The following is a 26,355-nucleotide window of genomic DNA, read 5'->3' on the forward strand; positions in this document are numbered from 1 at the left end:
ACGTTGGTCGGGGTTTTTTCAGATAAGGGTGTTGATTTGACGAAATCCATAAATATAGCGATTGCCTTGATATTGGTTTATCTGGTTTGGGGTACGAGCTACCTGGCTATTCGAGTTGCTGTTCAAGAGATTCCGCCTTTCCTGTTTTGTAGTATCCGTTTGTTAATCGCCGCGCCATTGATGTTGGCGTTCGCATTTTGGCGTGGTGAAAAGTTACCGGCTTCCAGGAAAGAGTGGTTATTCATTTGTGGCACCGCCGTGATTATGCAGGTGTTTTCTAGTGGTTTTACAGCTTGGGGGCAGCAATGGGTGCCATCGGGTGAGACGGCCTTGATTATGAGTAGCTCGGCGCTGTGGATTGCCTGGTTCGGTTCGTTTGGTTCGGCTGGCGATCGGGTTAGTAAACTGACTTGGGCAAGTATTCTCCTTGGTCTTGCCGGGCTGGTTCTGTTGATGAGTTTCGGTCTGGCGGAGCAGGAAATCCCTTTCTACGGTTACGGAGCTATTTTGATTGCTGCTTTTTGCTGGTCGGCAGGCTCTATGGTGTTGCGTCGATACACAATTAACACACAATCGATTATGACAGCAGCGCTTCATATTATGGTTGGGGCTGTGCTTATGGGGGTGATTAGTTATGCTTTTGAACGTCCCGAAGAGCCTCAATGGAGCTCGCAGTCGATAACGGCATTGTTTTATTTGGCGTTTTTCAATTCATTTCTCGCATACGCAGCCTATTACTGGCTGATTCATGCAACACGTCCGGTTATCCTGGGTACTTTTGCATATGTTACACCTGCAATAGCCATTATGTGTGGGGTTTTGTTGCTCGGTGAAGTCTTGTCCGCCGAGCAGCTGTTTGGCTCTGCTCTGATTCTGGCTTCTGTATTTCTGCTGGTTTACTTTTCTCGGCGCTAGCTGTCCGATAACCCTTTATAGCAGCACAACTATCTAAGTAAGTTGCACCATTCGAACAAATGGTTCTATAAAATCAGTTGAAAAATGAACACAATGTTCATTATAATTTGACACTTATTCTAAATATAATCGGAAGTCTTCATGGCATCCAATGTTTCAAAAGCAATCAAGGGGTCAAAAAATGCATAGCACTAGTCCGAATATAATCTGGTTTAAAGATGAGCTGGCAACTGAATTGCCGACTGTTGGTGGTAAAGGCGCTAACCTGGGTCGCTTGACCGCGGCCGGTTTTGATGTGCCTCCCGGGTTTGTTGTGGGTACGGCAGCTTATGTCAGCCATATGGAAAACCTGCGTGAAATGATTTCCAACGAGTTGGCCACCGTTAATTATGATGACGCTGTTCAGCTGGACCAGTGCATGGAAAAAATTCGTGACTGGATTACCGAAGCGGAAGTTCCAGCATCGGTCGCCCGAGATATTGCTAACGCTTATGAGAAAATGGGCAGTGATCTTTATGTTGCTGTTCGATCTTCCGGTACTTCAGAGGATTTGGAGGGCGCATCTTTCGCAGGGCTTCACGATACTTACCTGGATATTCGGGGCACGGATAATCTGATAGACGCCGTTAAGCGCGATTGGGCATCCATGTGGTCTGCTCGAGCGACGTTTTACCGAAACTCCCAAGGTTTCGATCATTTTGAGTCATCCATCGCTGTTGTGGTTCAGACCATGGTTGAGTCGGAAGTGTCCGGTGTGATGTTCACCGGTAACCCGCTGAATGCGGCAACTGACGAGATCATGATCAATGCAAGTTGGGGGCTGGGCGAAGCCGTCGTGTCAGGTATTGTTACTCCGGATGAGTTGATTGTTCGCCACGGTGATTTGAAAATTCTTAACAAAACCCTGGGCTCAAAAGAAGTCAGCATTATTCGCAATCAGGAAACTGGCTTGGGTATTGCTGAAGAGGAAACAGCCGGGGAAAAGCGCGAAGCTTTCTCCTTGTCCGATACACAAATCAAGGAATTGGCTGCTCTTGGTGCCCGCATTCAGGACACATACGGCGAATTCCCGCAAGATATCGAGTGGGCTTATCAAGGTGGACAGTTTTATGTGCTCCAGGCCCGACCGATTACCGGTGTAGAGTTTTCCTGGGATGCCGATGTTACCGCCAGTGTGCAGGGCAATGACGACATTCTGGAATACGACGTCATCTGGTCGCGCACCTTCCCTGAAGAAATGTGGACCGGTGCAATCTCACCCTTGATGTTTTCCTGGCGTTGCTGGGGCTTGAATCAATGTCACAGTGTCGGTGTTCATGCCTATGGTTACCCCGAACTCGACTACACTTCAGGCCGTCTGTGGCGATACCACAAGGGCGTTTCTTATTACAACTGCAAGAACGACCTTGAACTGATTAAGCTGGCTGTGCCGCCTCAGTTGCGTCCGGCTATGCTGGAAAAGATTCCTGAAGCCTGGCATGAAGAAGCGTTAAATGCGCCGTTTGACTGGGAACGTTACCTCAACATGTTCCAGAAGGTGGAGAAAGAGCGCCCGGACATGGGACTCAACTGGTGGCGCGCAATTCGCGATGATTTTATCAATAATGAAAAATACCGTGAAGAGACTCAGCCTCTCTCTGTTGAAGCGCTGGGTGCTATGTCTGACTACGATTTACGTCAGTACATCGCCAAGGTTGTTCGCCTCGAGATCTCGTCTTATGACCCGCCCTGGAACGGACTGTTGTGGCACATGCGTGAATCGCTGGGCTGGACTAACTGGATACTGGAAAACTGGTATGACGGTGAACGCACCAACCTGATGATGACTCTGGTTACCGGCACCCGTGAACCCACGATCACGACTATCGAAAATCATCGGTTGTGGAAAATGGCTGACCTGATTTACAAGTCGCCGGAACTCACTTCATTGCTGAAACAGTACCCTGATGCCCGTTTCTTCGATTACGTGGAGCAGTGCATTAATGGACCGGAATTCAAGAAGCTACATGAGGAACATATGCGCCTTTCCGGTCACCGTGGCCACTCTGATCGGGATATTGAATTTGACCGCCGTGCTGACAATCCCGGCATTGATGTTGCTCTCTTCAAAGGGTTGATGGGAACGCCAGACCCTCTTATTCAGGAAGAGAAAATACGTGAACAGCTTGAAGAGACCATAGAGCATGTCTATCAGAATTTGCTTGCTCAGGAAAACGGTCTGGTGAAGGCGCAGCAATTCCGCTTCCTGATCGATTTCTCGCACAACAGCTTGCTGTACCGTGATAACGAGCGTGAGGTGATGGATTGGTCTACCTATGCCATTAAATTGGGTTACGAAGAAATTATGCGTCGCTGTGAAGAGCGCGGTGTCTTGAGCGAAGCCCATGATGGTTATTTCCTGACTCAAGAGGAGCTCTACGACGCTCTGGATGGTAAAGCGAATATGGCTCTGGCTCAGGCAAAGATTAAAGCACGTAAGAAGAATTTTGATGCCATTGACAGAAAAGTTGTTCACCCTTCCAAGTATATTCAGGCTGGTTTGGCAGCAAATGTGGATGCAGTTGCGCAACACGGTGACGGCGTATTTACGGGTAAAACGACCAGCACTGGCAAGGTTACAGGTGTTGCTCGTGTCGTGCGTGAACTGTCGCAGATTGGTACAGTGAACAAAGGTGAAATCCTGATTGTGCACTCTACAGACCCAGGCTGGACCCCCGTATTTATGTTGATTACAGGGATCGTGCTGGAAACTGGAGGCCTGATTTCCCACGGGGCGCTGCTGGCGCGGGAATATGGTTTACCCGGAGTGCAAATACCAGGCGCACTTGAACTGATACCGGATGGCGCCACCATCACGCTGGATGGTGATGCGGGCATGGTGATTATTCATGATGAAGATAACCCTTCTCTACAGGAAGCAGCAGCCTGAGTTTATTGAAAACACAGCCTCTAAGAAAATCCTCTCGACTTTACGGTAGCAGATTTCTGCTATCGTTTTTTTTATCAAGAAAGGTCATCTCAATGTCAGGAATATGTATAATCCTGACTGACCAGTTGGAAGGAGCGGTAGGCTTTGAATATCCCATCTAGACCTACGAGGCGAACACGTGCGAAACGCGGTGGCCAGAAGCCCTCTATTGAATCGAGGCTTTTGTCTGCTACTGAAAGGCTGTTGGAAAAAGGCAATACGTTTGCAGCGTTGACGATCGAGGAGTTATCCAAGGAAGCCGGAATTTCTCGCGGAACCTTCTATCTGCATTTCAAGAATAAAGGCGAACTGGTGACACGGTTGCTGGATCATTTTACCGAGGAACTTTCGGTGAATCTGGGCACTTGGACATCCAACGCGGATGCCGCTGAACGAAAGGATGTTTCGGATGCCGTGCGATCTATGGTGGAAACCTTCAGAAAGCACAAGGCTATTATTGTGGCTGTCAGAGATACCATGCCCCATGATAAGGATGTTGAAGAGATTTATTTCGGCATGATCAAAAAAGTCTCCGAGATGGCAAAAAAGTCAACTGGAACGATAAAAAAGCGTGGCAAAAGTCGCACCAGAACAACTGACGACGTCGCGGATGCTTTGGCTGTTGTTATTGCGCTTTATAGTACCTATATGATTGATAAGCAGGATGATAAATCCATCAAGAATACATCCAGGGCTCTTGGGTATATTTGCGAAAGTGCTATTTTTTCTGATGACAGCTAGGTTTGATTTCCATTTCTTGCCCACACCGATTCAACTGGTGTGAACAAGAAACGGAACGTGTAATTGGAACAAAAATTTTATTCGCTACGGAGATCAGCTCCCAGCATTCTTCTCAATGTACCGTCTTTATCCACTAAGTGGTGCTTGAATGCGCCAATGATATGTAGCAGTACGGCGACAATCATTACTTTGCCAATGATTTCATGTGTTTCATGGCCGATTCCGGCAAGAGGCTTGTTGAGTGGAAGCATTTCCTCCGGATTCTGAGGGTTTGGGTTCATGGCCAGCAGCTCAAGGCCGAAGATGTGTATACCATGACCTGCGGCGCCTGACATGATCATACCGGAGATCGGCATGATGACGGTTCCCAGAATCAATACCCAGTGAGTAATTTTCGCTAAGACCTGTTCGATTTTTTTGTAGCGGTTGGCCGGTGGTGGCCAGCCATTTTTAATACGCCAAAATACCCTGGCCAGGACCACGATGAAAATGATGACCCCAAAGGACTTATGAAGGGGGTAAAGGAAAAGCGTTTCTGTTTTTTCCATGTAGGTGCCAACGGCGAGCAGGCCGATAATGGATACACCCACTAGCCAGTGTAAGGTGACGGTTAAGCGACTGAGTTTTTCCTTTGTATCAAGCGTCATAGGTTTCTCCATTGCCAATCAGTGATAAATGCACGACACAATTATTTTCCCAAATGTGCAGGGCTTTCAACTGAAACGTAAGGTTTAGTCCACTCAGGATCACATATTTTTGTTGAATAAGCATGTTAAATGTCTAAGTATAGAGGAACTGTGCAATGGTATTTCAACAAATTTCAACAGTGAGTTCTGATCATGAGCAATAAACCCTGTGTCCTGGCAATAGATCAAGGGACTACAAGTAGTCGTGCGATTGTTTTTGATAACCAGGCGAATCAAATTTCTGTGGCGCAGCAGGAGTTTCCCCAGATATATCCCCATGAGGGTTGGGTTGAACACGATCCGGAAACTATCTGGCAAACCACCTTGGAAACCAGCCGTCAGGCAATGCTGGAGGCCGAGTCCAAAGGGTTTGAAATTGCCAGTATTGGTATTACCAATCAGAGGGAAACAACGGTTGTCTGGGAACGGAGCACAGGAAAGCCTGTTTATAACGCCATTGTCTGGCAAGACCGCAGAACGGCTGAAGCCTGTGGCGTACTAAAGAAGCAGGGCGCCGAAGAGGATGTACAGCAACGTACCGGACTGCTGATCGACCCTTATTTCTCTGCATCAAAAATCAGCTGGATTCTGGATAATGTCTCTGGTGCCCGGCGGGCGGCAGAACGAGGTGAATTGGCTTTTGGCACGATCGACAGTTTTCTTGTTTACCGGTTAACCGGTGGCAAATCCCATGTAACGGATGCCACTAATGCCAGCCGTACCAGTCTTTATAATATCGACAGTGGTAAGTGGGACGAAGAATTGTTAAGGCACTTTAATGTTCCCGCCCCGGTTCTGCCGGAAGTGTTGAATTGCGTGGATAATTTTGGTGAAACGGATCTGCCATTATTCGGCAAGGTTATTCCCATCACGGGTGTAGCTGGTGACCAGCAAGCGGCAACAGTCGGACAGTGCTGCTTCGAGCCAGGCTCCATAAAAAGTACCTATGGAACAGGTTGTTTTGTTCTGATGAACACGGGGCAACAGCTTGTTTTGTCAAAAAACCGCCTGCTGACAACGATTGCCTACCAGCTGAATGGCCAACCTACCTATGCTATAGAAGGGTCAATTTTTATCGCGGGTGCAGCTATGCAGTGGCTGAGGGATGGTATCGGGTTAATTGAAAAGGCCAGTCAGTCAGAGCAAATGGCCCGTAGTCTGTCTGGCAATAATGGTGTCTATCTGGTTCCGGCTTTTACCGGGCTTGGCGCTCCCTGGTGGGATCCCGAAGTGCGTGGCGCCATTTTTGGATTGACGCGGGGCACAGGGCCTGCCGAAATTGTTCGAGCCACACTGGAATCCGTTGCTTACCAGACGGCGGACTTGTTTGCCGCTATGGCAGAAGATGGTATTTCTCCCTCTGTATTACGAGTGGATGGTGGCATGGTTGCCAATCGCTGGTTCATGCAGTTTCTGGCAGATATTCTGGATATGAAGGTACAGCGGCCGGCGATGCTGGAGACAACAGCCTTGGGTGCTGCCTATCTCAGTGGTATTGGCAGCGGTGTTTTCGAAAGTTTTGAGCGGTTACACGCAGGCTGGCAAGCCAGAGAAGAATTCAATCCACAGTTAACGGCAAATAGTCGGCGGGCTTTGCTGGCGGACTGGCACGATTGTGTTGCCCGGTTAATCAACAAGCCTGGTAGTTTAGGCGGTTAGTGAGAAGAGAAGTGCGGTTAAGTCGATGAGTCTGAGAGACAGTAATATAGAAAAACTTGCCAGTGAAACTTTCGATGTCCTGATTTTGGGGGGAGGCATCAACGGTGCGGTCTCGGCTGCGGCGCTGTCTGCGAAGGGAGTCAAAGTGGCCCTGATCGATCGTCAGGACTTTGCATCAGGCACCAGTTCTCAGTCATCGAACCTCGCCTGGGGCGGAATCAAGTATCTGGAAAGCGGTGAACTGTTTCTTGTGAATAAACTTTGCAAGAGCCGCAACCACCTGATGGCAAGTTACCCTTCAACCGTGAAGGAAATTCGTTTTCTGACCACCATCGCCAAAGGGTTTCGGTTTCCGGTTTTCATGGTTTATCTGAGCACATTACTTTACTGGGTGATTGGCCGGTTTGTTACCAGGGCGCCCAGCTATCATTTTGTCAGGAAGCTGGAGAAACTTGATCCTGTCATTAATACCACCAACGCGCAGGGCGGTTTTGAATACTCCGATTGTTATCTCTATGATAATGATGCGCGGTTTGTCTTTAATTTTATTCGTACAGCAATGGATTACGATTGTATTGCGGCAAACTATGTCGAGTCTGAAAACTCGGTGAGGGATCAGGACACCTGGCTGACCCGGGCGGTGGATACGATCAGTGGTGAAAAAATCACTATCCGCTCAAAAGTTCTGATTAATGCCTGCGGCCCCTGGGTTGATCGATACAATAAAAGCATTGGGCTGCAAACGGAATATCGCCACCTGTTTTCCAAAGGGATTCATCTGGTGGTGGACAAAATCACCGACAGCAACCGGGTCTTGGCATTCTTTGCCAGCGATGGGAGACTGTTTTTTGTTATTCCGATGGGGCCAAAAACCTGTATTGGCACTACCGATACACAGGTTGATGAACCGGAAACCCGGGTAACAGATGCAGATCGTGATTTTGTACTCAGTAATGTGAATGCCTTGCTGGATCTGGATAGCCCCTTAACGAAAGACGATATTATTGCTGAAAGATGTGGTGTCAGGCCCTTGGCGCAGAAAGGCGGTGATGGGATCGCCGATTGGGTGAAACTGTCCCGCAAGCACCAGATTGAGGTTCACTCTCAAGACCGGCATTTGAGTATTTTTGGCGGCAAACTGACTGATTGCCTGAATGTGGGGAATGAAGTGACTGACCTGATTGCATCATTGGGCATAGATATTCCATACCCGGATAAGAAATGGTACGGAGAACCCGACAAGGAACTTCACGATGAGTTTTTGCATCAGGCTGAACTGATGAAACTGGATGCCATGACCGATTCCTCTTCATCAGAGCCTCTGACGACAAGGTTATGGCGCCGCTATGGGGTAAACGCTCTGGAAATACTGGAAGCAATAAGGGAAAACCCGGCAAGAAGCAAGTTGCTGATTGAAAATGCCGAATACCTCCGGGGTGAAATTGAGCTGGCTGCGCGCCGTGAGATGATTACCAAACTGGAGGATTTTCTGCGGCGGAGATCCAAAATATCCCTGGTTGTCCGCCATGAAGACTTGATTAATGCTCCGGGGCTTAAAAAAGCCTGTCAGATACTGTTTGGAGACCAGGCTGAAGAAAAACTTGCCGAGTATTGCCTGTCACACAGTGAGCCGGATAGCTGAAGCTATTTCGGTACGACCCTGTGTTGTATTCCTTTAGCCGTTATCCCTATTAACAATGTCGGGCATTCTGTTCACTTTCCATCAATCTTTATTTTGGGTAGTATCGTGCCGGGTATAAAATCGTGAGAAGCCATTGAAATCGGTTGTGGTGTGCAACAAGGTGCATTTGTTTAGTCTTCAGTCGTCTGCCAGTCACCGGCGGGGCATTGTTTAATGACATCCAAAAGAACCCAGGCTGAAAGAACCGAGCTGTCTGATAGCCGGATGTTGATGGCAGCGAAACAGCTGATTATTCAGCGAGGTACGCATAAAACAAGTTTAAAGGAAGTCGGTGAGCGTGCTGGATACAGCCGTGGCCTGGCGAGCTCCAGATTTGGTTCAAAGGAGAATCTTTTCCGGCATATAACAGCGCTGTACGAACAGAAGTGGAGGCAATACGTTTCTGAATTTACGGCAGGTAAAAAGGGGGTGGATGCATTATTGGCGAGAATAGATGCCGTGGAAGCTATTCTCAATAATGAGCCTGAAGAAGTACGTGCGGTTTATACTATCTGGTTCGAGTCGGTCAGTGATCATTCTTCGTTGCACAAGCAATTGCAGGAATATAACAGCCATGGTCGTGATCGATTGGTGCAAGTGATCCGGGAAGGCATCGATTCGGGTGATATTTCCAGCGACATCGATGCCGACTCCTGCACGATTGCGTATTTATCGCACATGTTCGGTCTGATTTATCAATGGCTGGTGTCTCCGGAAGATATTGATTTGGGTAAATCACTGGAAAACCTTAAAGGCTATTGCACATTTGTTTTGAAACCGGCTAATCAGGTAGGCAGGTAAAACCTGATTAAGCTTCATTGCGAGCAACTATGGCAACAAAGAGAACACAGGCTGAGCGTACAGAGTTGTCTGACAAAAAGATGTTGGAAGCGGCAACACAACTGATACTTGAACACGGCACACAGAAAACCACCCTGAAAGAGATCGGCGAGCGTGCAGGTTACAGTCGTGGTCTGGCCAGCGCCCGTTTTGGTACCAGGGATGGCCTGTTCAGTGTCATTATTGCCCGGCATCGTCAGCTCTGGGTGGAATACATCAGGGAGTACACCAAAGGGTTATCAGGTCTCGATGCAATACTCGCCAGAATTGATGCTGTGGATGCCATGTTCCGCAAGGAGCCGGAAAACATCAAGGTTATGTACCTGTTGTGGTATGAGTCAGTCAGTAAAGAATCGCCATTGCGCAGCCAGCTAGAGGCTTGCAACCGGGAGGGCAGGGATGCGATTGTACTGCTGGTAAAAAGAAGCATGGAAAACGGTGAGATCGCTTATATTGAAGCGGAATCCTTTGCATCCGCCTACATGTCTAATTTGTTTGGTCTGGTTTATCAGTGGCTTGTCTCGCCGCAGCAAACCGACCTGCGAAAGTCTATTGAAGCATTGAAAAGCTACTGCCGCTATATGTTACAGCCAGAGGGTTAATGGCCAGCCACAGATAACGTCTGCTGACTCAAACACATAAATTTCTTCATTTCCCTGAATCTTGTTTGCGGCGGGTCTGAAAACAGTCCAACGATGATATAAACATGGGTGCTAAAAATGACAGAATTGTTTCTTTTGGCAACACGGGTTTGCTTCCGGTTGGTTAAATGAAGAACTAATTGGGAGGCTGAAACAAAAAGCTTGCCTGCTGTAATAAGCTGGTCTAATGTCAGTAGGGTCGCAGCCAGTTGCTCTTCTTGCTGTTTTTTTACCAGTTGAACTGTGGATAGAAGAGGTGATATCTTCGGCGGACCAGCACATATTACACAGAATAATAGCGCTGGCCAGAGAGATAATAGTAATTACAAATAATAAAGAACCAATCAAAAAATCACTAATCACTAGAGGGGAATCATGATGAGTGAACTTTTTAAGAAAAAACCAATAGTCGCCGCGTCGCTCCTGATGCCTGCATTGTTGTTTGGCTCTGCCACAACGCATGCAGCTTTGGAAGAGATTATAGTAACGGCACAAAAGCGTGCCGAGAGCGCCAATGAAATCGGCCTCTCTATTACCGCTTTGCCCGGGGACAAGCTGGCAGAGCAAAAGCTGACCAGTCTTGAAGAAATTACTTCCGCAGTGCCGGGGCTAACATTTGCTACCAGCCAGCAAAATACACCTATTCTGACATTGCGGGGGGTCGGGTTTAACGAGAGCTCGATCGGTGTTTATCCGGCTACCAGCCTGTATGTGGATGAAATTCCGTTGCCTTTCCCGGCGATGGCTTCACACAGTGCTTATGACCTTGAACGCGCGGAAGTGCTGAAAGGCCCGCAAGGTGTATTGTTTGGCCAGAACTCCACTGGCGGCGCGATTAACTTTATTGCTGCCTAGCCTACCGAGGAAGCCTCGTTTGGTGGGGATGTCAGTTATGGCACTTTTGACAAGGTTGAAGCCAACGGTTTCGTCAGCGGTGCGTTGAGCGATACTGTGGCTGCTCGTCTTGCATTCCAGCGGGTTCACTCCAGTGACTGGCAGGAGAGTGTCACGACCAATGAAGAAAATGGTAAAGAGAACTACACCGCTGCTCGACTCTTGTTGCGTTTTGAGCCCAGTGATACAGCAGAGATCAATGTGAATATTAACGGCTGGTCGGACAAGTCTGATCCGCAGGCATTGCAGATGATTGCTGCCACACCCAAGCGGTTTGATCAGGCGCCAGGCAATGCTGCAACACAGTTTGCGGTGCCCTTTGCCAAAAAAGAAGGTGAATCTGCCGACTGGTCGTCAGATGACGAGCCTGCAGGTGATAAGGATTTCATTCAAGCGTCTGTTCGTGGTGACTTTGAACTTAATGACAGCATGACGTTGACAGCCCTGGTTGCCCATAGCGACTATGAGCAGAACCAGACTCAGGACGGAGACGGTTCTCCTCTGGTGCTTGCCGGGTTTATTCACAACGAGGCTGATATTCAGTCGACCTTTGCTGAAATTCGTCTGGCTGGAGAGACTGACTCCATGCGTTGGGTGGTTGGTGCCAACTATGAAGACAGCGAGACCTCAGAAGATCAGCTGCTTCGTTATACAGATAACACAACATATCGTCCGCAGACTTTATATATCAATCAGAATGGCTCACTTCTTGAGCAGGAAATAGAATCCTATGCTGTATTTGGGAATATTGATTATGACCTTGCTGAAGATTTAACTCTTAAAATTGGTGTGCGTTATACCGATACCGAAATTGATGCTTTCAGCTGCAACTATGCATCAGAGAATGCGCCTGGAACGATTGATACTAGCGGGTTTGGTAGTAATGTGGCCGCGCTTTTCAACATTCTTGGTGGTGTTACTGGGACTCCTGAAGCCATAGGATTAGATGATTGTTTCACCCTTAATGGACTCCCTGGCGTGGGTGTGCCCGGGTTCCCTTACAAAGATACACTTTCTGAAGATAATGTGTCCTGGCGTGTGGGACTGGACTACCAGGTAACGGACGATGCTTTGGTATACGCCAATGTTTCGCAGGGTTATAAGGCGGGCAGCTACCCCACTCTGGCAGCAAATAGTTACAGTGAGTTGACCCCGGTTACCGAAGAGTCGGTATTGGCCTATGAACTTGGTTTTAAAATGACCATGGCCGATGGTTCCATTCAATGGAATGGAGCTGTGTTCCACTATGACTATGAAGACAAGCAGGTTCGGGGTAAAACGGAAGTGATCCCGTTCGGAGCGTTGGATAGACTGGTAAATATACCGGAATCAACCATTACGGGTGTTGAAACGGATATTGTCGCACAGCTAACAGAAAAACTGACGCTGACCATGGCTGTTACCTACCTGGACTCGGAAGTTGACGATTACCCAATGACATTAAATGGTGTTCCCTACGCGTTTGATGCGTATGGAAATAATCGAGACCTGTCTGGAGAAAGTTTGCCTCTGACTCCTGAATTATCTTATAGCCTGGATCTGGATTACCGGACGCCGTTGGAAAATGGTGGCGCATTGTTTATGGGTGTCAATGTGGTTGGCCAGTCGGATGCGGATGCCGTATTTGATGGTGATGACCTGTCGATTTACGACACTCTTCCACGAGGAGGCACTTTGGGTGTCGATGCCGGATTCCACAAGTCTATTACAGAAAACTACTTTGTCATCGAAGACTATTACACAGTCGGTGCCCGTATTGGTTATGAGTCTGATGATGGGCGTTTCAGAGTTATGCTCTGGGGTAAGAACATCACTGATGAATATTACTGGAACTCGGTTATTGCTTCGTCTGAAGGTGGTGCCCGAGTGGCTGGCCGTCCCAGGACATACGGCCTGACTGTAGGCTACAAGTACTGATCGAAGGTATTGGGTCTTATCGACTCAAGAAAGCCGGTCATTGAAACCGCGCTCCTAAAGGGGCGCGGTTTTTTTTGAGGTGTTATCCATTAATTTATTGTAAAGTTACTTGCTTTGATCAAATAAGGTGATTTGGAGAATTTATGTCTCGTGTAGTACCGGATGGCTTTGAGCTGGTAAAACTTGATAACGGATTTGGTGACCATTTTGGACCTGTGTACAGGAAGGAGGTCAACAGCCGATATGTCTTCGCTTTTCGTGTCAGTCCGCATCAGTTGAACATTGCCGGAATGTGTCATGGTGGGGCTATTGCGACATTTGCCGATATTCAGATTGCCGCGATAAAACCGTTCACTGATCTTGCTGGCAAACACTTGCCGACGCGGAACCTCAATATGGATTACATCGCGCCTGTTCCGGCCGAGGCCTGGGTGGAGATGGAAGTTGATTTTGTGCGGATAACCAGAGGCTCTGTGTACATGCACAGTCAAATTACTGCGAATGGGAAAGTGGCGGCACGTAGCTCTGCGACATACCATATTCCCTGATTATTTGTTGATTTACCTGATTGAACTCAATAAAAACAGACTGTTAAGTTTGCGAGTCGTGGCTGATATTACATGTTCCAGGCCATACGTGCTAGTATGGCGGCTGATAATGATGACCACTGTTCTAAAAGCTACCAAGAGTCGATTTCATTGGAAACCGTTAAAAAGAAAAACAGGCAACGCCGCGGTGATGCGGTTCGTGAAAGAATACTGTCGGCTGCACTTGAATGCTTTGGCTCGCATGGCTTTGAAGGCGCGTCTACTCGTGCTATTGCAGAACGGGCGGGTGTTACACACACATTGGTGCTTTACCATTTTCAGTCAAAAGACCAGCTATGGATTGCAACGGTTGAAGATGTAGTAAAAAACTATATTGAAAAAACCCGGCAAGACATAAATGCCAATGACGAGCAGTCCGCTCGGGCAGAGCTAAAAACTTTTATCGAGGACTTCGTAAGATTTTCGGCAGGCTCTCCGCAGATCCATAGAATATTTACCTCAGAAGGCAATCAGGACACACCTCGCTTAAAGTGGGTTATTGATCACTTTTTGCGCGACCATTTTAATATGGTTATTGATATGATCCGTCGTGGTCAAAGTGAAGGCTCTGTTCGCCAGTGCGACCCCGCAAGGCTTTATTATCTGATAATTGGTGTGGCGGGCACGCCTTTTACGATTTCAACAGAATATAAAGCGTTGACCGGCAGGGATGTTTTTTCTGAAGCTGAAATTCTGAGGAATATCGCTTTCCTTTTTGAAATCGTTTTTATCTGAAATTGTTACCTTAAATTTGTTCTCTGGTATATCGCTGTAGTCGGCATCAGCGTCTCACCAGGCTCACTCGCAACAGCTCTTTTTTGACCTTTCTGGCTCTATTGCATGAACTGATTTATTGGTTCTTGTGCTCCATGAAACAGTCTCAACACCCACTGGCATACGTATATTTCCATTAATCATGTGAAGTTCTGTTGATAGTGGGGGGCTGCTTATTTATTATATACTGACCAAGTGGAAAATTTAATTAATGAATTATTCTGCCAATATATAAATAAGGCTTTTTGGAGATAGAGAATGGCCGATAAGAAAGTATTGATTGCTGGTGGTGGTCCGGTTGGTATGACCACCGCGCTTGAGCTTGCCCGTTACGGAGTGGAGTCTATTCTTATTGAACGTAACCTGGAGACTACGCGCCACCCTAAAATGGACCTTACCAACGGGCGGTCCATGGAGTTGTTTAGCCGACTGGGGGTTGTCGAAGATATTCGTAAAGCAGGTGTTCATGGTGATAACCCTTTCGATATCGCCTGGGTTACTCATATGAATGGTTATGAATTGCATCGTTTCAAATACCCTTCAGCGAATGAAGTGAAAGCCAGAATTAGAGAGAATAACGATGGGTCCGAAGCTGGTCAGCAGCCGTTACGTGTTAGCCAGATAGCGATTGAGCCTGTACTGAAAGCCAAAATTGATGCTAACCCTCTGGTGGATGTGCGTTTTGGAACCAAATTCGAGGGTGTGCTTGAAGAGCATACCGACCACTTAGTGGTTGAGGTGTCTTCACCCGTCACTGGCGAAAAATCCATTATTGAGTGTTCTTACTTGATTGGCTGTGATGGTGGAGGCAGTCGAGTAAGGCGCACTCTCGGTATTGAGCTGGAAGGCGAGCAAAATGTTGCCAGTGCCTTTATGGTTCATTTTCACTCTACCGATACCCAATTGCTCCAGAATTGGGGTGTGACTTGGCACTACCAGAATGGTGCAGGCACGCTGATTGCTCAGAATGATATTGATACCTGGACGCTTCAAGCGTGGTTACCGCCGGGAGATGACGGCAGTACCTGGGATGCAGATGAGGTGCTTCAATCCTGGATTGGCTGCGATTTTGAGTATGAAATTTTACAAGCAAACCCCTGGTCTGCACATTTTGTAGTGGCGGAGAAATATCATAGCGGCAGGGTGGTTATTGCTGGCGATGCGGCTCACCAGTATATTCCTACGGGTGGCTACGGCATGAACTCTGGCGTTGCCGATGCCTGCGGTGTGGCTTGGGTTGTTGCCGCACAGGTACAGGGCTGGGGCGGACCAGAGCTGTTCAACGCTTACGATGTCGAGCGACGTACCACTGCTTGGTGGCATCTTAATGCGTCTAAACGGCATATGGGGGTTCGCATCGAAATGACAGAGTTGTATGCAGCCGCAGGAGATATCGACTCCGATACTACAGATGCACAACAGAATCGTGAAAAACTCGGTGCACAGATTAAAGCATTGGGTAACGCTGAAAATGAAAGTTGGGGTGTTGAGCTGGGGTATCGTTACGAATCCCCGATCATTTTTTCACAAGCAGGGGCTCCGGAAGTAGACCCTATCGAATATCAGCCATCAACCTGGCCCGGCAGCAGGTTGCCTCACCTGTTTTTAGAGGACGGTGTTTCCATTCATGAAAAGCTAGGCAAATACTTTACGCTGATTAATTTCGGTGACGCGGATATGAGTTCGTGTGTAGAGAGCAGCGATATTCCTCTGGAAGTTCTTAATGTGGATGAACCGCACGCTAAAAGTATTTATCAGTGTGAATATTTACTCGTGAGGCCTGACCAGCATATCGCCTGGCGCGGTGAAGAACTGCCGCAAGACTTTGGTGCGTTAATGGATAAAGTATCCGGTAACTGAATTGTATTGAAAGATGCAGCAAATTTCTTGCATGACGTACATGGGATGCGCTTGCTTTGTTGCTGGGCCGAGCGTTTAAAAACAACCTTTCAATAATCGGGTTAATCAAATGAAAAGAGAAGACATATGAACACTATCCTGCATATTACCTGTAGCCTTTTCGGCGATCAGGGCAAGTCATCCGCGCTAAGTACAGAGCTGGTTAAGAAGCTTCAAAGTAAACACCCTAACTCAGAAGTGACTCATCGGGAGTTGTCCATTGAGAATACGCCTTATCTTGATGTGGCTCTTTTTCAGGCTTTTATTGCAGCAAAGGATGACCGCTCTCCCGAGCAGCAAGCTGCACTTCAATTGTCTGACCGATTGATAGAAGAATGGCGATTGTCGCAAGCGGTGGTGATCGGCTTGCCGATGTACAACCTCGGTGTACCTGCAGTGTTCAAGAGCTACATTGATCACATCGTTCGAGTGGGCGAAACATTCAAGTACACCGACACCGGCCCCGTGGGGCTGCTGGAAGACCGCCCGGTTTATGTTGTGACTGCGCGCGGAGGTATGTATCAAGGAACGCCGCTGGATACGCAGAGCCTCTATATTCAGCATATATTTGGGTTAATGGGCGTTGGCAATATTCAATTCTTTCATACCGAAGGTTTGAATATGGGGCCAGAAGTCGCTGACAAAGCCATTGCAGGCGTGAAAGCTGAAATAAAATCAGCATTTGTCTAAAGCGTTTGACTGTGCTCGATATCTTTGGTCCGACCGTGGGTGGTTGTAAAGAAATAACTAACTTCGGCTGTGTGTGAAAAAAGTTTTCCATGCTATTAGGAGCGCTTCATGTCAGCGGTTTTAAACGATACACGTCAGCATCCGAGCAGTGAATTTATAGCGGGTGTCCGCGAGCGATATCCCGTTGAGCCAGAAATAGACAGAGTCTTAACCCGCAAAATGCAAGGGCGCTCTGGCGCCGTGTTTGAAAATATACCCCTCCGGCAAATGGAGGAAGCGACCAAAGCGCTGATTGGCAAATATTACCAAGGTGACTTTTCAGTGATGAACGTACGCTGGTTAAGCGGCGGAGCCTCAAAAATACAGATGGCTTTTGATTTTGTTAGCGCCGAAAAAAACGACCAGTTTGAAGCAGGTGTTGTTACGCCAATGGTTGTCCGTATGGAGCCTGCAGAATCGGTGGTTGAGACCAGCCGAAAGCGCGAGTTCGAATTGCTTTCTCTGTTGAAAAATAAATTACCGATTCCCGATTGTTTCTGGCTGGATGCCGAGGCCGAATTTTATCCATACCCTGCACTGGTTTACGCATTTGCTAATGGTGTGGTAAAGCCTTCAACAGTTGCCAGCAAACAGGTGACAGGCATAGGTATTAATTTTGGTCCCGAGCGTCGAGAAAAGCTGGCGGATCAATTTGTTCGGCACCTGGCGACATTGCATACGTTGCCTGTTTTCGAGGAGGGTGTGTTGCCCTCGTTTGAGAAGCCGGTAGTTGGAACCAATAGCAGTGTGATCAAGCAAATCAACTGGTGGCGGCGAGTGTGGGAAGAAGACCGTGGCGCCGATATTCCCTTGTTAGAGGTCGCGTATCAATGGTTGGTAGCCAATGCACCATCCATCGAAACGCCTTCACTTGTGCATGGTGATTACCGTAGCGGTAATTTTTTATTTGATGAAACATCCCTGGATATCACGGCTTTTCTGGATTGGGAGTTGGCGCTGGTTGGTGACAGGCACCAGGACCTTGCCTGGTCAACCTATAAGCTTTTCGGTCATGTGGCTGAAGATGACAAGACGCACTTGGTTTGTGGGTTACTGTCAGAACAGGAGTTTTTTCGCCGTTATGAAGACTATTCGGGTTTAAGTGTTGATAAAGAACGGTTGCTCTATTACCGGGTTCTGTGCAACTTCATGTCGGTGGTGCACTCACTGGGTACGGCTTATAGAGCAGCGAAGGGCGGTAAAACTCATCAGGATATTGTGATCACAACCTTTTCAAAGATAGGTTATATGCTTCTCGAGCAACTTCGGGAGTATATGGAGGAGTTGACCGATGCAGCCTGATATTGATTTTCAACTGTCTGTTGTTTTGACCACGTTAAAGAAGGTGGTATTGCCTGCTGTCGATGCCGACAACAAACCTGTTCAAGAGCAGTTACATTTGGCTATCCGCACTGTCGAGGGCGTGTTGGAACGAATTCCTTATCGACGCCGTTTTGTTCGGGAGGAGTTGCGGTTGTTATTGGTTTTGGCTGGACAAGCGGTTGCTGTGTTGCAGAGTGAAGATCAACAATCCATTTTATCTGTGCAGGCAATGATTGAAACGGCTGAAGAGGCCTACCGTAATGTCGATGTTGATACGGGCCTGCTCGTTGAATACACGGCTAAACTTTCGAGCGGAATTACCGAGCTGTTGAAGAGCTTTCAGGGCGAAACCGTTTATAACGACTTATCTCTTCTAGTTGTCCAGCACAGTAAGGCCTTAACCAATCTTGCTCGCGCCTGGTGTAGTGATAATGGTCTTGAAACTGAGTTTGCTCTGGATATGTTAGCTCACAGGGCTTGATTTGATATCGTAAATTCCACTGTTAAAAGGAAACCTTAATCAGGTCTGATACTCGCAGTAAGGGTAAGCCGCTTCTCGACGAACAGTGAGTTGAGGTGGGAACTGTTGGAACGAATGTAAGTTATTTTTGCTGTCTGAATGTTTTCTTCTCTTAGTGTTGCGCAAATACAACGCTGTCCTGAACGCGATTTCCTGAATAGTGACTTTCAATTTGCGCGGTGATTATACGCTTGCGCTCACTGATCAGCTTGAAGGAATGATTGGTGTCAGCTTGATTGGTCAGTCTGAAAGTATTGGAATTCTGACGCCGGATTCAAGTGTGCGAAAGGACTTTGAAATCAGGGACTACACAATAGTTAATGCGAATATAGGTATTCGTTCAGTTGACGAGCGTTGGCAAGTGATGCTCTGGGGGAAAAATATTACGGATGAATATTACTGGCAAAACACCATTCAGGCCTACGACGATATTGTTCGTTATGCAGCAAGGCCTGCTGAGTATGGCGTAACATTCAGTATGAACTTTTAAATACTGGTTATGTGAAGAAGAGGGCACATGTGCCCTCTTTTTTTGTCGCCATTTACCAAACATTACTTGTTAGAAGCTATATGACCGAAAGTAACGGACTGATTTTAGCGTGATTAGTCATCCCCAAAAAAACGTCTTGCATCAGAGTAGGTTGGCAGGTGGGCAGTAGTACCGCCGTCAGCACGAATGACTTGCCCTGTTAGATAGCGGGAATCGTCAGAAGCCAGAAAAGCAACGATATTGGCGATATCTTCAGGCTCACCCAGGAATGGCGTCAGGGTTGCGTCTTCATTAAGCTGAATCAATGGTTCTGGAATAAAACTCATCAGCAGTGGTGTTTTGATCATGGACGGGGCAATGGCATTGCAACGAATACCTTTGCGTCCGAAGGATGTGGCGACATACTCTGTCAGGATGTTGATAGCACCCTTGGATACTCCATATGCGGTTTGACGGTTGAACGCCGATACGCCATACATCGATGATGTGTTGATAATACTGCCGCCGCCGGTTTTCAGCATGGCCTTAACGCCATAACGGCAGCCCAACATTGTGCCTCTTACGGTTACCTGCATAATACTGTCCCACATTTCGGTGGGAATGGTCAGAATGTCAACGTCGGCTTCGAGGGCGGCAGGCGATGTCAATGCGGCATTGTTGTGGAGAACATTGATTCTCCCATAATGGGAAACTGTTTTTTCAATGGCAGCTTCAATACTGTCTTCTTTTCCGATATCACAGGTCACCGCGATGGCATTACCGCCAGACTGAGCGATCTCATTGGCCACCTCTTCTGCGGCTTCAAGGTGTAGATCAGAGACAACCACACTGGCGCCTCTGGAAGCCATCTTGATTGCACTTTCGCGGCCCAGCCCCGATCCGGCTCCTGTTACCATGGCGACTTTATGTTCCAATTGATTCTGCAATGTACTTCTCCATTTATTCAAAAACTGTGTGGTTAAAGCTCTGCAATTGTTTAGCCAAACGGCGCCGTTCCCTTTAACAGGCTGATGCCATTTGGGAAAGGGGTATTAGGTACCCGAGGGTTATTATGAACTTCTACCGCCATTGCTGCCTGGCAGAGCCCCAGCACGAGTTGGCATAAACGAGCGACATCTTCAGGTAGATTGTCCAGCGAGTACTCGTCAATTAAAGTCATGGCTTCATCAGCTCGAGGAAGTACTGCATCGTAAAATTCACGAATTTCTTCCATTGAGGAGGTTACTCTGGCGGCCAGTCTTTCTGCACTTGTTGCTGTGGCCCACTTATTCAGAAAAGGTGTCAGTTCCTCAAAACCTTTGGGTAGTAAACTTGATTGCTCAGTCATGACAGGGCCTCCCTAACAGTGTCGGCTTCAACCCACTTCATGATCCTGCTCATGGAATGCCGAATAGCCACTTCGCTGTCCTGCAGTTGCATGAACATTTTGCCGCCAGTGTCTATGCCCTCTTGGGTTCTGCCAACATTAACAAGATCTTCAAGAATGATGTCGGCCACTCTACCGAGGTAGAGCTCCTGCAAATAGCGCTCGCGCATGTTGGATGCCTTTTCCATATAGAAGCGACCTTCATACAGGGATGTGTTGGGTGTGAGTGGCCAGAAATAGTGAGTCCAGAATCCGCCGGGCCCACAATCAATCTGAACATGTGGGAACAGGTTATTGACGTCCATCGACCAATGGGTTGAGGCAGTTGGGTTTATGGCCGGGTGCTTGAGGAAGGCAGCTGCCGCTTCCTGATTGCTGGCAGCAATAACACTGCCAGCATCACCACCGCTATGACCGAGTATTTCTGCTTGATTGTTCGGGTTTAACTGGTAGTCGGGGTTGCCGTACATAGAGACAGCCTGGTGGGTTCCCAGAGAGTAGGCATCCAGTAATCGGGAGTGCGGGTTTATTGGGGAGGAGAACGTCGAGCCGATCGTCTGCGGATGAATGTGTGGTATGTGGTAAGTCTCAATAAATGCGTCGGCGACAACTTTCCAATTGGCATCCAGTTTGGCAGAAAACACGACCGGGTTATCGGCACCGGGGTATAGCATGCCTGAAAGATGTTCTTTCATCGGCCCCAGAAATTCTTCCAGGCTGACTTCCGGCTCTGTTGCCAGATTAATAAATACCCAACCTTCCCAGGTATCAGTAGCCACCGGTGTAAGGCCACAGCTCTTTTTATCGATATCAAAAAAGTTGGCCTGGTCAGGTACGCCTATCAAATCACCATCATTGCTGTAGGTCCATTTATGGTAAGGACAGACAAAACGGCTTAATTTGCCGGAAGTCTCCGTGGCGATTTTACTGCCCCTGTGGGAGCAACTGTTATAGAAAGCCTGAATTGAGCCATTTTTTGCGTGCGTAATAATCAAGGATACGTTACAGGGAGGCACTTCTTTGACCACATATGCCCCCGGCTCGGGCAGTTCTTCTACGCGCCCCATTAATAACCACGCACGGCGGAAAATTTTGTCCCTTTCCAGCTTGAAAAATGTTTGCGAGCGATAAGGCTCCAGTGGCACCGGGTCATTTGAAAGACCAAGGTTAGCGGTAAGGGTACCCTGGGAATTCGGGTCAAATTTGGTATTCATTGAGATTCTTCTCCTCTGGTAACAGCCTTGGTAGATGACAGTTATGGCGCCATCTACGGCGTCGGCTGTACCGCAGTGAAACTGGCTTCATTGAACATAAGCCGGGAATGAATCGATGCCATCCCATAAGGTGTTGATTACTCATAAACGGACGACTCGAGCGGGCAATACGGTCAATGCTGCTACTGCCAGCGGTAATAATGACCGGCTTACCTCTTGTATCAAATACACAATAACCCCGGAGTTTTTTATTTTTGATCATCAGCGTATTTTTCATCGCTACTCTCAATCTTGACCAAGTGATCTATTTAAGTCAATATGGTTTTCGTTAATAAGATGAATCGTTCAGGTAGATTGCTGGGGAGAGTGGCTGTTTGTTCATTGGTAGTCATCTATTTATAGAGGCTATTTTTATAGAGGCTACTTCACATAGAAACCGCTTATGCGTGGAGCTATTTTCGTCAATTCAGAGCTTCCATCTTTTTATTTTTAGTATTATTGTTTGCTTCAATCAAGTAATGTTGATGATACTCTTGTGTGCTGACCAAATACGCTTTACATCTTGCTCAAATAATTTTTTGCTATTGGGGATACGCTGAAAAGATAGATGTTATTTCAAGTGGCTGATCTTATGGATGTTGAGCAGGAAGATCACAAAAAAGTCAGTGTTTACGGACGGTAAATGAATAACGACAAGATCAGAAATACAAGACCTGACGGATAAAAATGGTTTTCAAGGGGGTGGTTGTGGAATTAATTGATGCGGATAAATCATATAAGAGTAAAAAATACCGCTACTACGTTTTAGGTATCTTTTCAGTTACCTATATGTTCAATTTTGTAGATCGGCAAATTCTTGCGATTTTACAAGAACCCATAAAAGTTGAACTTGGCCTGTCGGACACTCAGCTGGGGCTGCTCACAGGGTTTGCGTTTGCTGTGTTTTATATAACGATGGGGCTGCCTATTGCCCGTCTGGCAGATCGTTCAAATCGTCGCAATATAGTGGCTTCGTGCTTGGGTTTGTGGAGTTTGATGACGGCCGTGTGTGGTCTCGCCCAGAGTTATGTTCAGTTGCTGTTTGCGAGAATGGGCGTGGGCGTAGGCGAGGCAGGTTGCAGTCCACCCATTCACTCAATGATCTCTGATATTTTTCCGCTGAAGGAGCGTGCCAGCGCGTTAGGTTTTTATAATAGCGGTGTTAATGTGGGCATGTTAGTCGGTTTTCTTCTTGGTGGTTGGCTGCAAGAATATTTTGGCTGGCGCGTGGCATTGATGGCTGTCGGTATTCCCGGGTTGCTGCTCGCAGTGCTGATGAGGTTCACGGTTGCCGAGCCTCCGCGTCTTGTACATTCATCTGCCCAGGCTAAAAACGCTGACCAGCTTCCGAGCTTCGCCGATACCGTGCAATTGCTCTGGTCGAAGAAAACTTTCCGCTTGATGGTTCTGGGGGGATCCATGTGCGCCTTTACAGGTTATTGCCTGTTCAGCTGGACACCATCATTTCTGATTCGGAGCTATGGGCTTTCAACTGGCACAATCGGTACCTGGCTCGCTATTTCCATTGGTGTGGGTGGTGCGCTGGGAACCTGGGCCACGGGTTACTTCGCGGACAAGTTTGCTGCCAAAGATGTGCGTTGGTACCCCTGGATACTGGTGGCAACTTATGGTTTGCCATTGCCCTTTGTCATTGCTATGTTCTTTAGCACGAGTGGCATACAGGCCTTGATGTTTTTTATCGTGCCTGCAATTTTGCTGGCTGGGTATCTGGCACCCTTAATCACGGTAACCCATAGTTTGGTTGAGCCCGGCATGAGGGCCGTATCCTCCGCCATTGTTTTGTTAATGGTGAACCTGATAGGACTTGGTTTGGGTCCGGTGTCAGTGGGCATGCTCAGTGATTATCTTGAGCCGGATCTGGGCCCTGAAAGTTTGCGATATGCGTTGTTTTTGTTTACTTCCATTTCTTTGATTTTAAGCATGATTCTTTTTATTTTTTCGGCGAAGTATATTCGTGTTGAGATGGTTGTGTCAGAGCGTTCGGATCATTAACGTGAACAGTACTTCAGGAGAAAGTCGATGATAAAGATGGTTGTGGATGTCTGGAAAAAACCGGAGATGACTGATGAGCAGTTTAAGCGTCGCTGGCTGGTAGAACATGGAACGTTGGTTAAAGAGCATGCCAGGGCAATGGGTTTTGTGAAATATATTCAGAGCCACAAAATACCTTCCCCTGAAATTGAAGCGTTTGCTGCCGAGCGGGGCTGGCAGCGACCTGCTGATGGCCTCACCGAGGTTTGGTGGGAAAGCATGGATGCAATGCAGGCTGCCATGTCGTCTTCCGAAGGGCAAAAAGCCAGTGCTATTTTGCAGCAGGATGAAGAGCAGTTTATTGATGTAAAGAAAATCAGTGCCTACCTAGCTGAAGAGAAAGTCATTTTTGACTATCAAAATCAATAGTGAGCTAAGATCAATCATTGAAATAAGAAGACAGACAGTTGATGTTCTGCGTGAATTTATTGAAACGGACTGACCCTCAGGCGTCGTCGTCCGAGACATAAACCGATTTGGAGCGATGGCGGAATAAGGATTTAGTTCGCAGACCTCTGCCGCCATCGCTTCTGTTTGTTTATCATCGCGCTAATATGCCACCATCAATTGGTAATTCTACGCCATTAACAAAACGGGATTCATCGGAGGCGAGATAGACGCAACCCCAGGCGACATCTTCTGGCGAAGCATTTTCACCGTTTGGTTGTTGTGCCGAAAACGCTGCCCGGGTTTCTTCGGGATTCTCTGACCGATCAAAAATACCTTGTAGCATCGGTGTTTCGGTTACTCCGGGGTGAATAGAGTTTGCGCGAATACCTTGTTGGGCGTGTTCTATTGCCGTGGATTTTGTAAAGGTGCGCACCGCACCTTTCGATGCGCAATAGGCCGCAAATCCTGGCGCGCCTACTACGCCGTATACCGACGAAATATTGATAATAGAGCCGCCGCCGACCTTAATCATTTCCGGGACAGCGTGTTTGGTGACAAAAAAAACGCCCTTGGCATTGACGTCCATAATCTTGTTCCATTCGCTTTCTTCCAACTCAATATCGCTACCTTGACCGGGTACTCCTGCGCAGGCAACAGCGGCGTTTAGGTGGCCCCATGTGGTGACTGCGAGATCTACCGCAGCTTTGACATGTTCTTCGTTAGTGACATCTGTTTGAATAAATAGGCAGTGATCTCTGCCGACTTCTTCTATGGTATTGATAAGGTCAGTGTCAGTGGTTTTATTGAGATCGGCAATTACAACGCGCGCCCCCTCGGCTAAAAACAACCTTGAAGTTGCTGCGCCAATGCCGGAAGCGCCGCCAGTTACCACCGCGACTTTATTTGTCAGTCTATTGCTCATGAGATACCCCTGTCATCCATGGTTGTTTGTCTGATTTCGGCGTCTTGTCGGATCGGCAGAATAGGGGTAAGCTGACCAACCTGTCAATATTTGGCAGTTTTTCAAGGGGTGGCACCGACGTTGCGATTTCAGAATCATTGACGTGTTTATCAAGCACGGTGCAGAAAAAATATTCATGCGGTTACAAAAATAAGGAGAAAATATGTCTACTCGTGATGTGGCGGACAAGTTTATGCGATCCATCGAGTCAATGGACTTCCCGGCAGCTTTTGGCCTGCTTGCAGATGACGGTGAATACACTGTCATTGGAACTACCGAGGCTTCGGGCAAGTATTATGGCCCACAGGAAATGATTGAAAAACTGCTGCCGGCGTTATCGGACTTTATTGAACCACCAGCACTCACATTTGAAGACCCCATCGTCGATGGCGATCGTGTGGTGATGCTTGCATCCGGTGAAGGTGTGGGTCCTACTGGTCCGTATAAACAGCCGTACTACGCATTTGTGGCGACGGTGAAGGGAGACAGATTTTCGTCGGTGATTGAATTTATGGATACCGAAATGTTGAACACCGGAATATTTGGAAAATCATAGCCTATCTGGCTGCGCGCTTCATTGTAGCGTTCTTTGCGCAGCCGGGCTTTCATGCAACTTAAAAGGGGAAATATCATGTCGCAAGACGCCGAGGCACTTCGTAAAAGTAATATTCTGCTCGCCACAAAAGTGCTTGAAGACTTTGGGCGAAATATGGATGGTTGGTATGACAACCTCCATGAAAATGTCATTATGGAATTCCCTTATGGGCCTTCTATCGGTATGCCCGACAGGGCAGAGGGGAAGGCGGCCTGTAGTGGTGTATTTCAGTTTGCCGATCAGTTTTTACGGGTCAAGTTTTATGATATCCGGATTCAGGGGTTGGCTGATCCGAATAAATTGATTGTAGAGTGCAAGGGGCATGGAACGCCGGATGCGGGTGACTATCACCAGCAATATGTATTTTTGCAGGAATATCGGGATGGCAAATTATTCAGCACGAAAGAGTATTTCAATACAAAAGTTGTCATAGATTTGCTGGGTGACCTTAGTCCGTTGTTTAGTTAGAGAGCC

General features: G+C 47.6%; 26 protein-coding genes. 21 read left to right on the forward strand and 5 right to left on the reverse strand.

Translation table 11 applies throughout. The annotated features are described in order from the left end of the window. Window positions 1-36: 36 nt before the first annotated feature. The 3 genes from H7A02_02140 to H7A02_02150 all read left to right on the forward strand — a co-directional run bounded on the left by H7A02_02140 (window position 37) and on the right by H7A02_02150 (window position 4,624). Window positions 37-915: an EamA family transporter gene (locus tag H7A02_02140; GenBank protein ID MCP5171056.1), complete on the forward strand. Its 879-nt coding sequence runs from the start codon at window positions 37-39 to the stop codon at window positions 913-915. A 181-nt stretch (window positions 916-1,096) separates the two neighbouring features. Next, window positions 1,097-3,844 (forward strand): hypothetical protein, encoded by a 2,748-nt coding sequence (locus H7A02_02145; GenBank protein MCP5171057.1) that lies wholly within the window; start codon window positions 1,097-1,099, stop codon window positions 3,842-3,844. A 144-nt stretch (window positions 3,845-3,988) separates the two neighbouring features. Next, window positions 3,989-4,624 (forward strand): TetR/AcrR family transcriptional regulator, encoded by a 636-nt coding sequence (locus tag H7A02_02150; GenBank protein MCP5171058.1) that lies wholly within the window; start codon window positions 3,989-3,991, stop codon window positions 4,622-4,624. 77 nt (window positions 4,625-4,701) lie between these two features. On the opposite strand, the gene H7A02_02155 is transcribed toward H7A02_02150, so the two are convergent. Next, a complete protein-coding gene (locus H7A02_02155) occupies window positions 4,702-5,271 on the reverse strand; it encodes a cytochrome b (GenBank protein ID MCP5171059.1) in 570 nt (189 codons plus the stop codon). Window positions 5,272-5,463: 192 nt separating this feature from the next. Between H7A02_02155 and glpK the strand changes: the two genes are divergently transcribed. From glpK to H7A02_02220, 13 genes are all read left to right on the forward strand, one after another. Then, complete coding sequence (glpK, locus tag H7A02_02160) at window positions 5,464-6,969, forward strand: glycerol kinase GlpK (GenBank protein MCP5171060.1); 1,506 nt, start codon at window positions 5,464-5,466, stop codon at window positions 6,967-6,969. Between the two features lie 25 nt (window positions 6,970-6,994). Further along, the gene (locus H7A02_02165) at window positions 6,995-8,611 is read left to right on the forward strand and encodes a glycerol-3-phosphate dehydrogenase/oxidase (protein ID MCP5171061.1); all 1,617 of its coding nucleotides are present in this window, start codon (window positions 6,995-6,997) and stop codon (window positions 8,609-8,611) included. 213 nt (window positions 8,612-8,824) lie between these two features. Continuing rightward, window positions 8,825-9,451, forward strand: coding sequence for a TetR/AcrR family transcriptional regulator (locus tag H7A02_02170; GenBank protein MCP5171062.1), 627 nt, complete (start codon window positions 8,825-8,827; stop codon window positions 9,449-9,451). Window positions 9,452-9,480: 29 nt separating this feature from the next. Then, complete coding sequence (locus H7A02_02175; protein ID MCP5171063.1) at window positions 9,481-10,092, forward strand: TetR/AcrR family transcriptional regulator; 612 nt, start codon at window positions 9,481-9,483, stop codon at window positions 10,090-10,092. A 414-nt stretch (window positions 10,093-10,506) separates the two neighbouring features. Further along, entirely contained in the window at window positions 10,507-10,986 is a 480-nt protein-coding gene (locus H7A02_02180; protein ID MCP5171064.1) for a TonB-dependent receptor, read from the forward strand. Window positions 10,987-11,082: 96 nt separating this feature from the next. Next, window positions 11,083-12,942, forward strand: a complete 1,860-nt coding sequence (locus H7A02_02185; GenBank protein ID MCP5171065.1) for a TonB-dependent receptor — start codon at window positions 11,083-11,085, stop codon at window positions 12,940-12,942. A gap of 143 nt (window positions 12,943-13,085) precedes the next feature. Then, window positions 13,086-13,490, forward strand: coding sequence for a PaaI family thioesterase (locus H7A02_02190; GenBank protein ID MCP5171066.1), 405 nt, complete (start codon window positions 13,086-13,088; stop codon window positions 13,488-13,490). Between the two features lie 96 nt (window positions 13,491-13,586). Next, window positions 13,587-14,264, forward strand: a complete 678-nt coding sequence (locus tag H7A02_02195) for a TetR family transcriptional regulator (protein MCP5171067.1) — start codon at window positions 13,587-13,589, stop codon at window positions 14,262-14,264. A gap of 297 nt (window positions 14,265-14,561) precedes the next feature. Next, entirely contained in the window at window positions 14,562-16,163 is a 1,602-nt protein-coding gene (locus tag H7A02_02200) for an FAD-dependent monooxygenase (GenBank protein ID MCP5171068.1), read from the forward strand. A 126-nt stretch (window positions 16,164-16,289) separates the two neighbouring features. Continuing rightward, the gene (locus H7A02_02205; protein MCP5171069.1) at window positions 16,290-16,892 is read left to right on the forward strand and encodes an NAD(P)H-dependent oxidoreductase; all 603 of its coding nucleotides are present in this window, start codon (window positions 16,290-16,292) and stop codon (window positions 16,890-16,892) included. Between the two features lie 108 nt (window positions 16,893-17,000). After that, a complete protein-coding gene (locus H7A02_02210) occupies window positions 17,001-18,233 on the forward strand; it encodes a phosphotransferase family protein (protein ID MCP5171070.1) in 1,233 nt (410 codons plus the stop codon). After that, a complete protein-coding gene (locus tag H7A02_02215) occupies window positions 18,223-18,735 on the forward strand; it encodes a hypothetical protein (protein MCP5171071.1) in 513 nt (170 codons plus the stop codon). Before H7A02_02210 ends, H7A02_02215 begins: the two co-directional genes overlap by 11 nt. A gap of 199 nt (window positions 18,736-18,934) precedes the next feature. After that, the gene (locus tag H7A02_02220; GenBank protein MCP5171072.1) at window positions 18,935-19,264 is read left to right on the forward strand and encodes a TonB-dependent receptor; all 330 of its coding nucleotides are present in this window, start codon (window positions 18,935-18,937) and stop codon (window positions 19,262-19,264) included. Window positions 19,265-19,377: 113 nt separating this feature from the next. Here the strand turns inward: H7A02_02220 and H7A02_02225 are convergent, their stop codons facing one another. From H7A02_02225 to H7A02_02235, 3 genes are all read right to left on the reverse strand, one after another. After that, window positions 19,378-20,160, reverse strand: a complete 783-nt coding sequence (locus H7A02_02225; protein ID MCP5171073.1) for an SDR family oxidoreductase — start codon at window positions 20,158-20,160, stop codon at window positions 19,378-19,380. 80 nt (window positions 20,161-20,240) lie between these two features. After that, entirely contained in the window at window positions 20,241-20,591 is a 351-nt protein-coding gene (locus H7A02_02230; protein ID MCP5171074.1) for a hypothetical protein, read from the reverse strand. Continuing rightward, a complete protein-coding gene (locus H7A02_02235; protein ID MCP5171075.1) occupies window positions 20,588-21,697 on the reverse strand; it encodes a Rieske 2Fe-2S domain-containing protein in 1,110 nt (369 codons plus the stop codon). The genes H7A02_02230 and H7A02_02235 overlap by 4 nt, the downstream gene beginning before the upstream one ends. Before the next feature lie 262 nt (window positions 21,698-21,959). On the opposite strand from H7A02_02235, the gene H7A02_02240 reads away from it, so the two are divergent. The 3 genes from H7A02_02240 to H7A02_02250 all read left to right on the forward strand — a co-directional run bounded on the left by H7A02_02240 (window position 21,960) and on the right by H7A02_02250 (window position 24,304). After that, window positions 21,960-22,139: a hypothetical protein gene (locus H7A02_02240; GenBank protein ID MCP5171076.1), complete on the forward strand. Its 180-nt coding sequence runs from the start codon at window positions 21,960-21,962 to the stop codon at window positions 22,137-22,139. A gap of 461 nt (window positions 22,140-22,600) precedes the next feature. Then, complete coding sequence (locus tag H7A02_02245; GenBank protein MCP5171077.1) at window positions 22,601-23,896, forward strand: MFS transporter; 1,296 nt, start codon at window positions 22,601-22,603, stop codon at window positions 23,894-23,896. Window positions 23,897-23,923: 27 nt separating this feature from the next. Further along, window positions 23,924-24,304 (forward strand): EthD domain-containing protein, encoded by a 381-nt coding sequence (locus H7A02_02250; protein ID MCP5171078.1) that lies wholly within the window; start codon window positions 23,924-23,926, stop codon window positions 24,302-24,304. A gap of 172 nt (window positions 24,305-24,476) precedes the next feature. On the opposite strand, the gene H7A02_02255 is transcribed toward H7A02_02250, so the two are convergent. Next, on the reverse strand, window positions 24,477-25,247 hold the full coding sequence (locus H7A02_02255; protein ID MCP5171079.1) for an SDR family oxidoreductase: 771 nt from the start codon (window positions 25,245-25,247) through the stop codon (window positions 24,477-24,479). A 202-nt stretch (window positions 25,248-25,449) separates the two neighbouring features. Here H7A02_02255 and H7A02_02260 point away from each other — a divergent pair, with 202 nt between their 5' ends. Further along, a complete protein-coding gene (locus H7A02_02260; GenBank protein MCP5171080.1) occupies window positions 25,450-25,842 on the forward strand; it encodes a hypothetical protein in 393 nt (130 codons plus the stop codon). A 75-nt stretch (window positions 25,843-25,917) separates the two neighbouring features. Then, window positions 25,918-26,349, forward strand: coding sequence for a PhzA/PhzB family protein (locus tag H7A02_02265; protein ID MCP5171081.1), 432 nt, complete (start codon window positions 25,918-25,920; stop codon window positions 26,347-26,349). Window positions 26,350-26,355 lie beyond the last annotated feature (6 nt).

This window comes from Pseudomonadales bacterium (genome assembly GCA_024234435.1).
GTDB lineage: Bacteria > Pseudomonadota > Gammaproteobacteria > Pseudomonadales > Porticoccaceae > JACKOF01.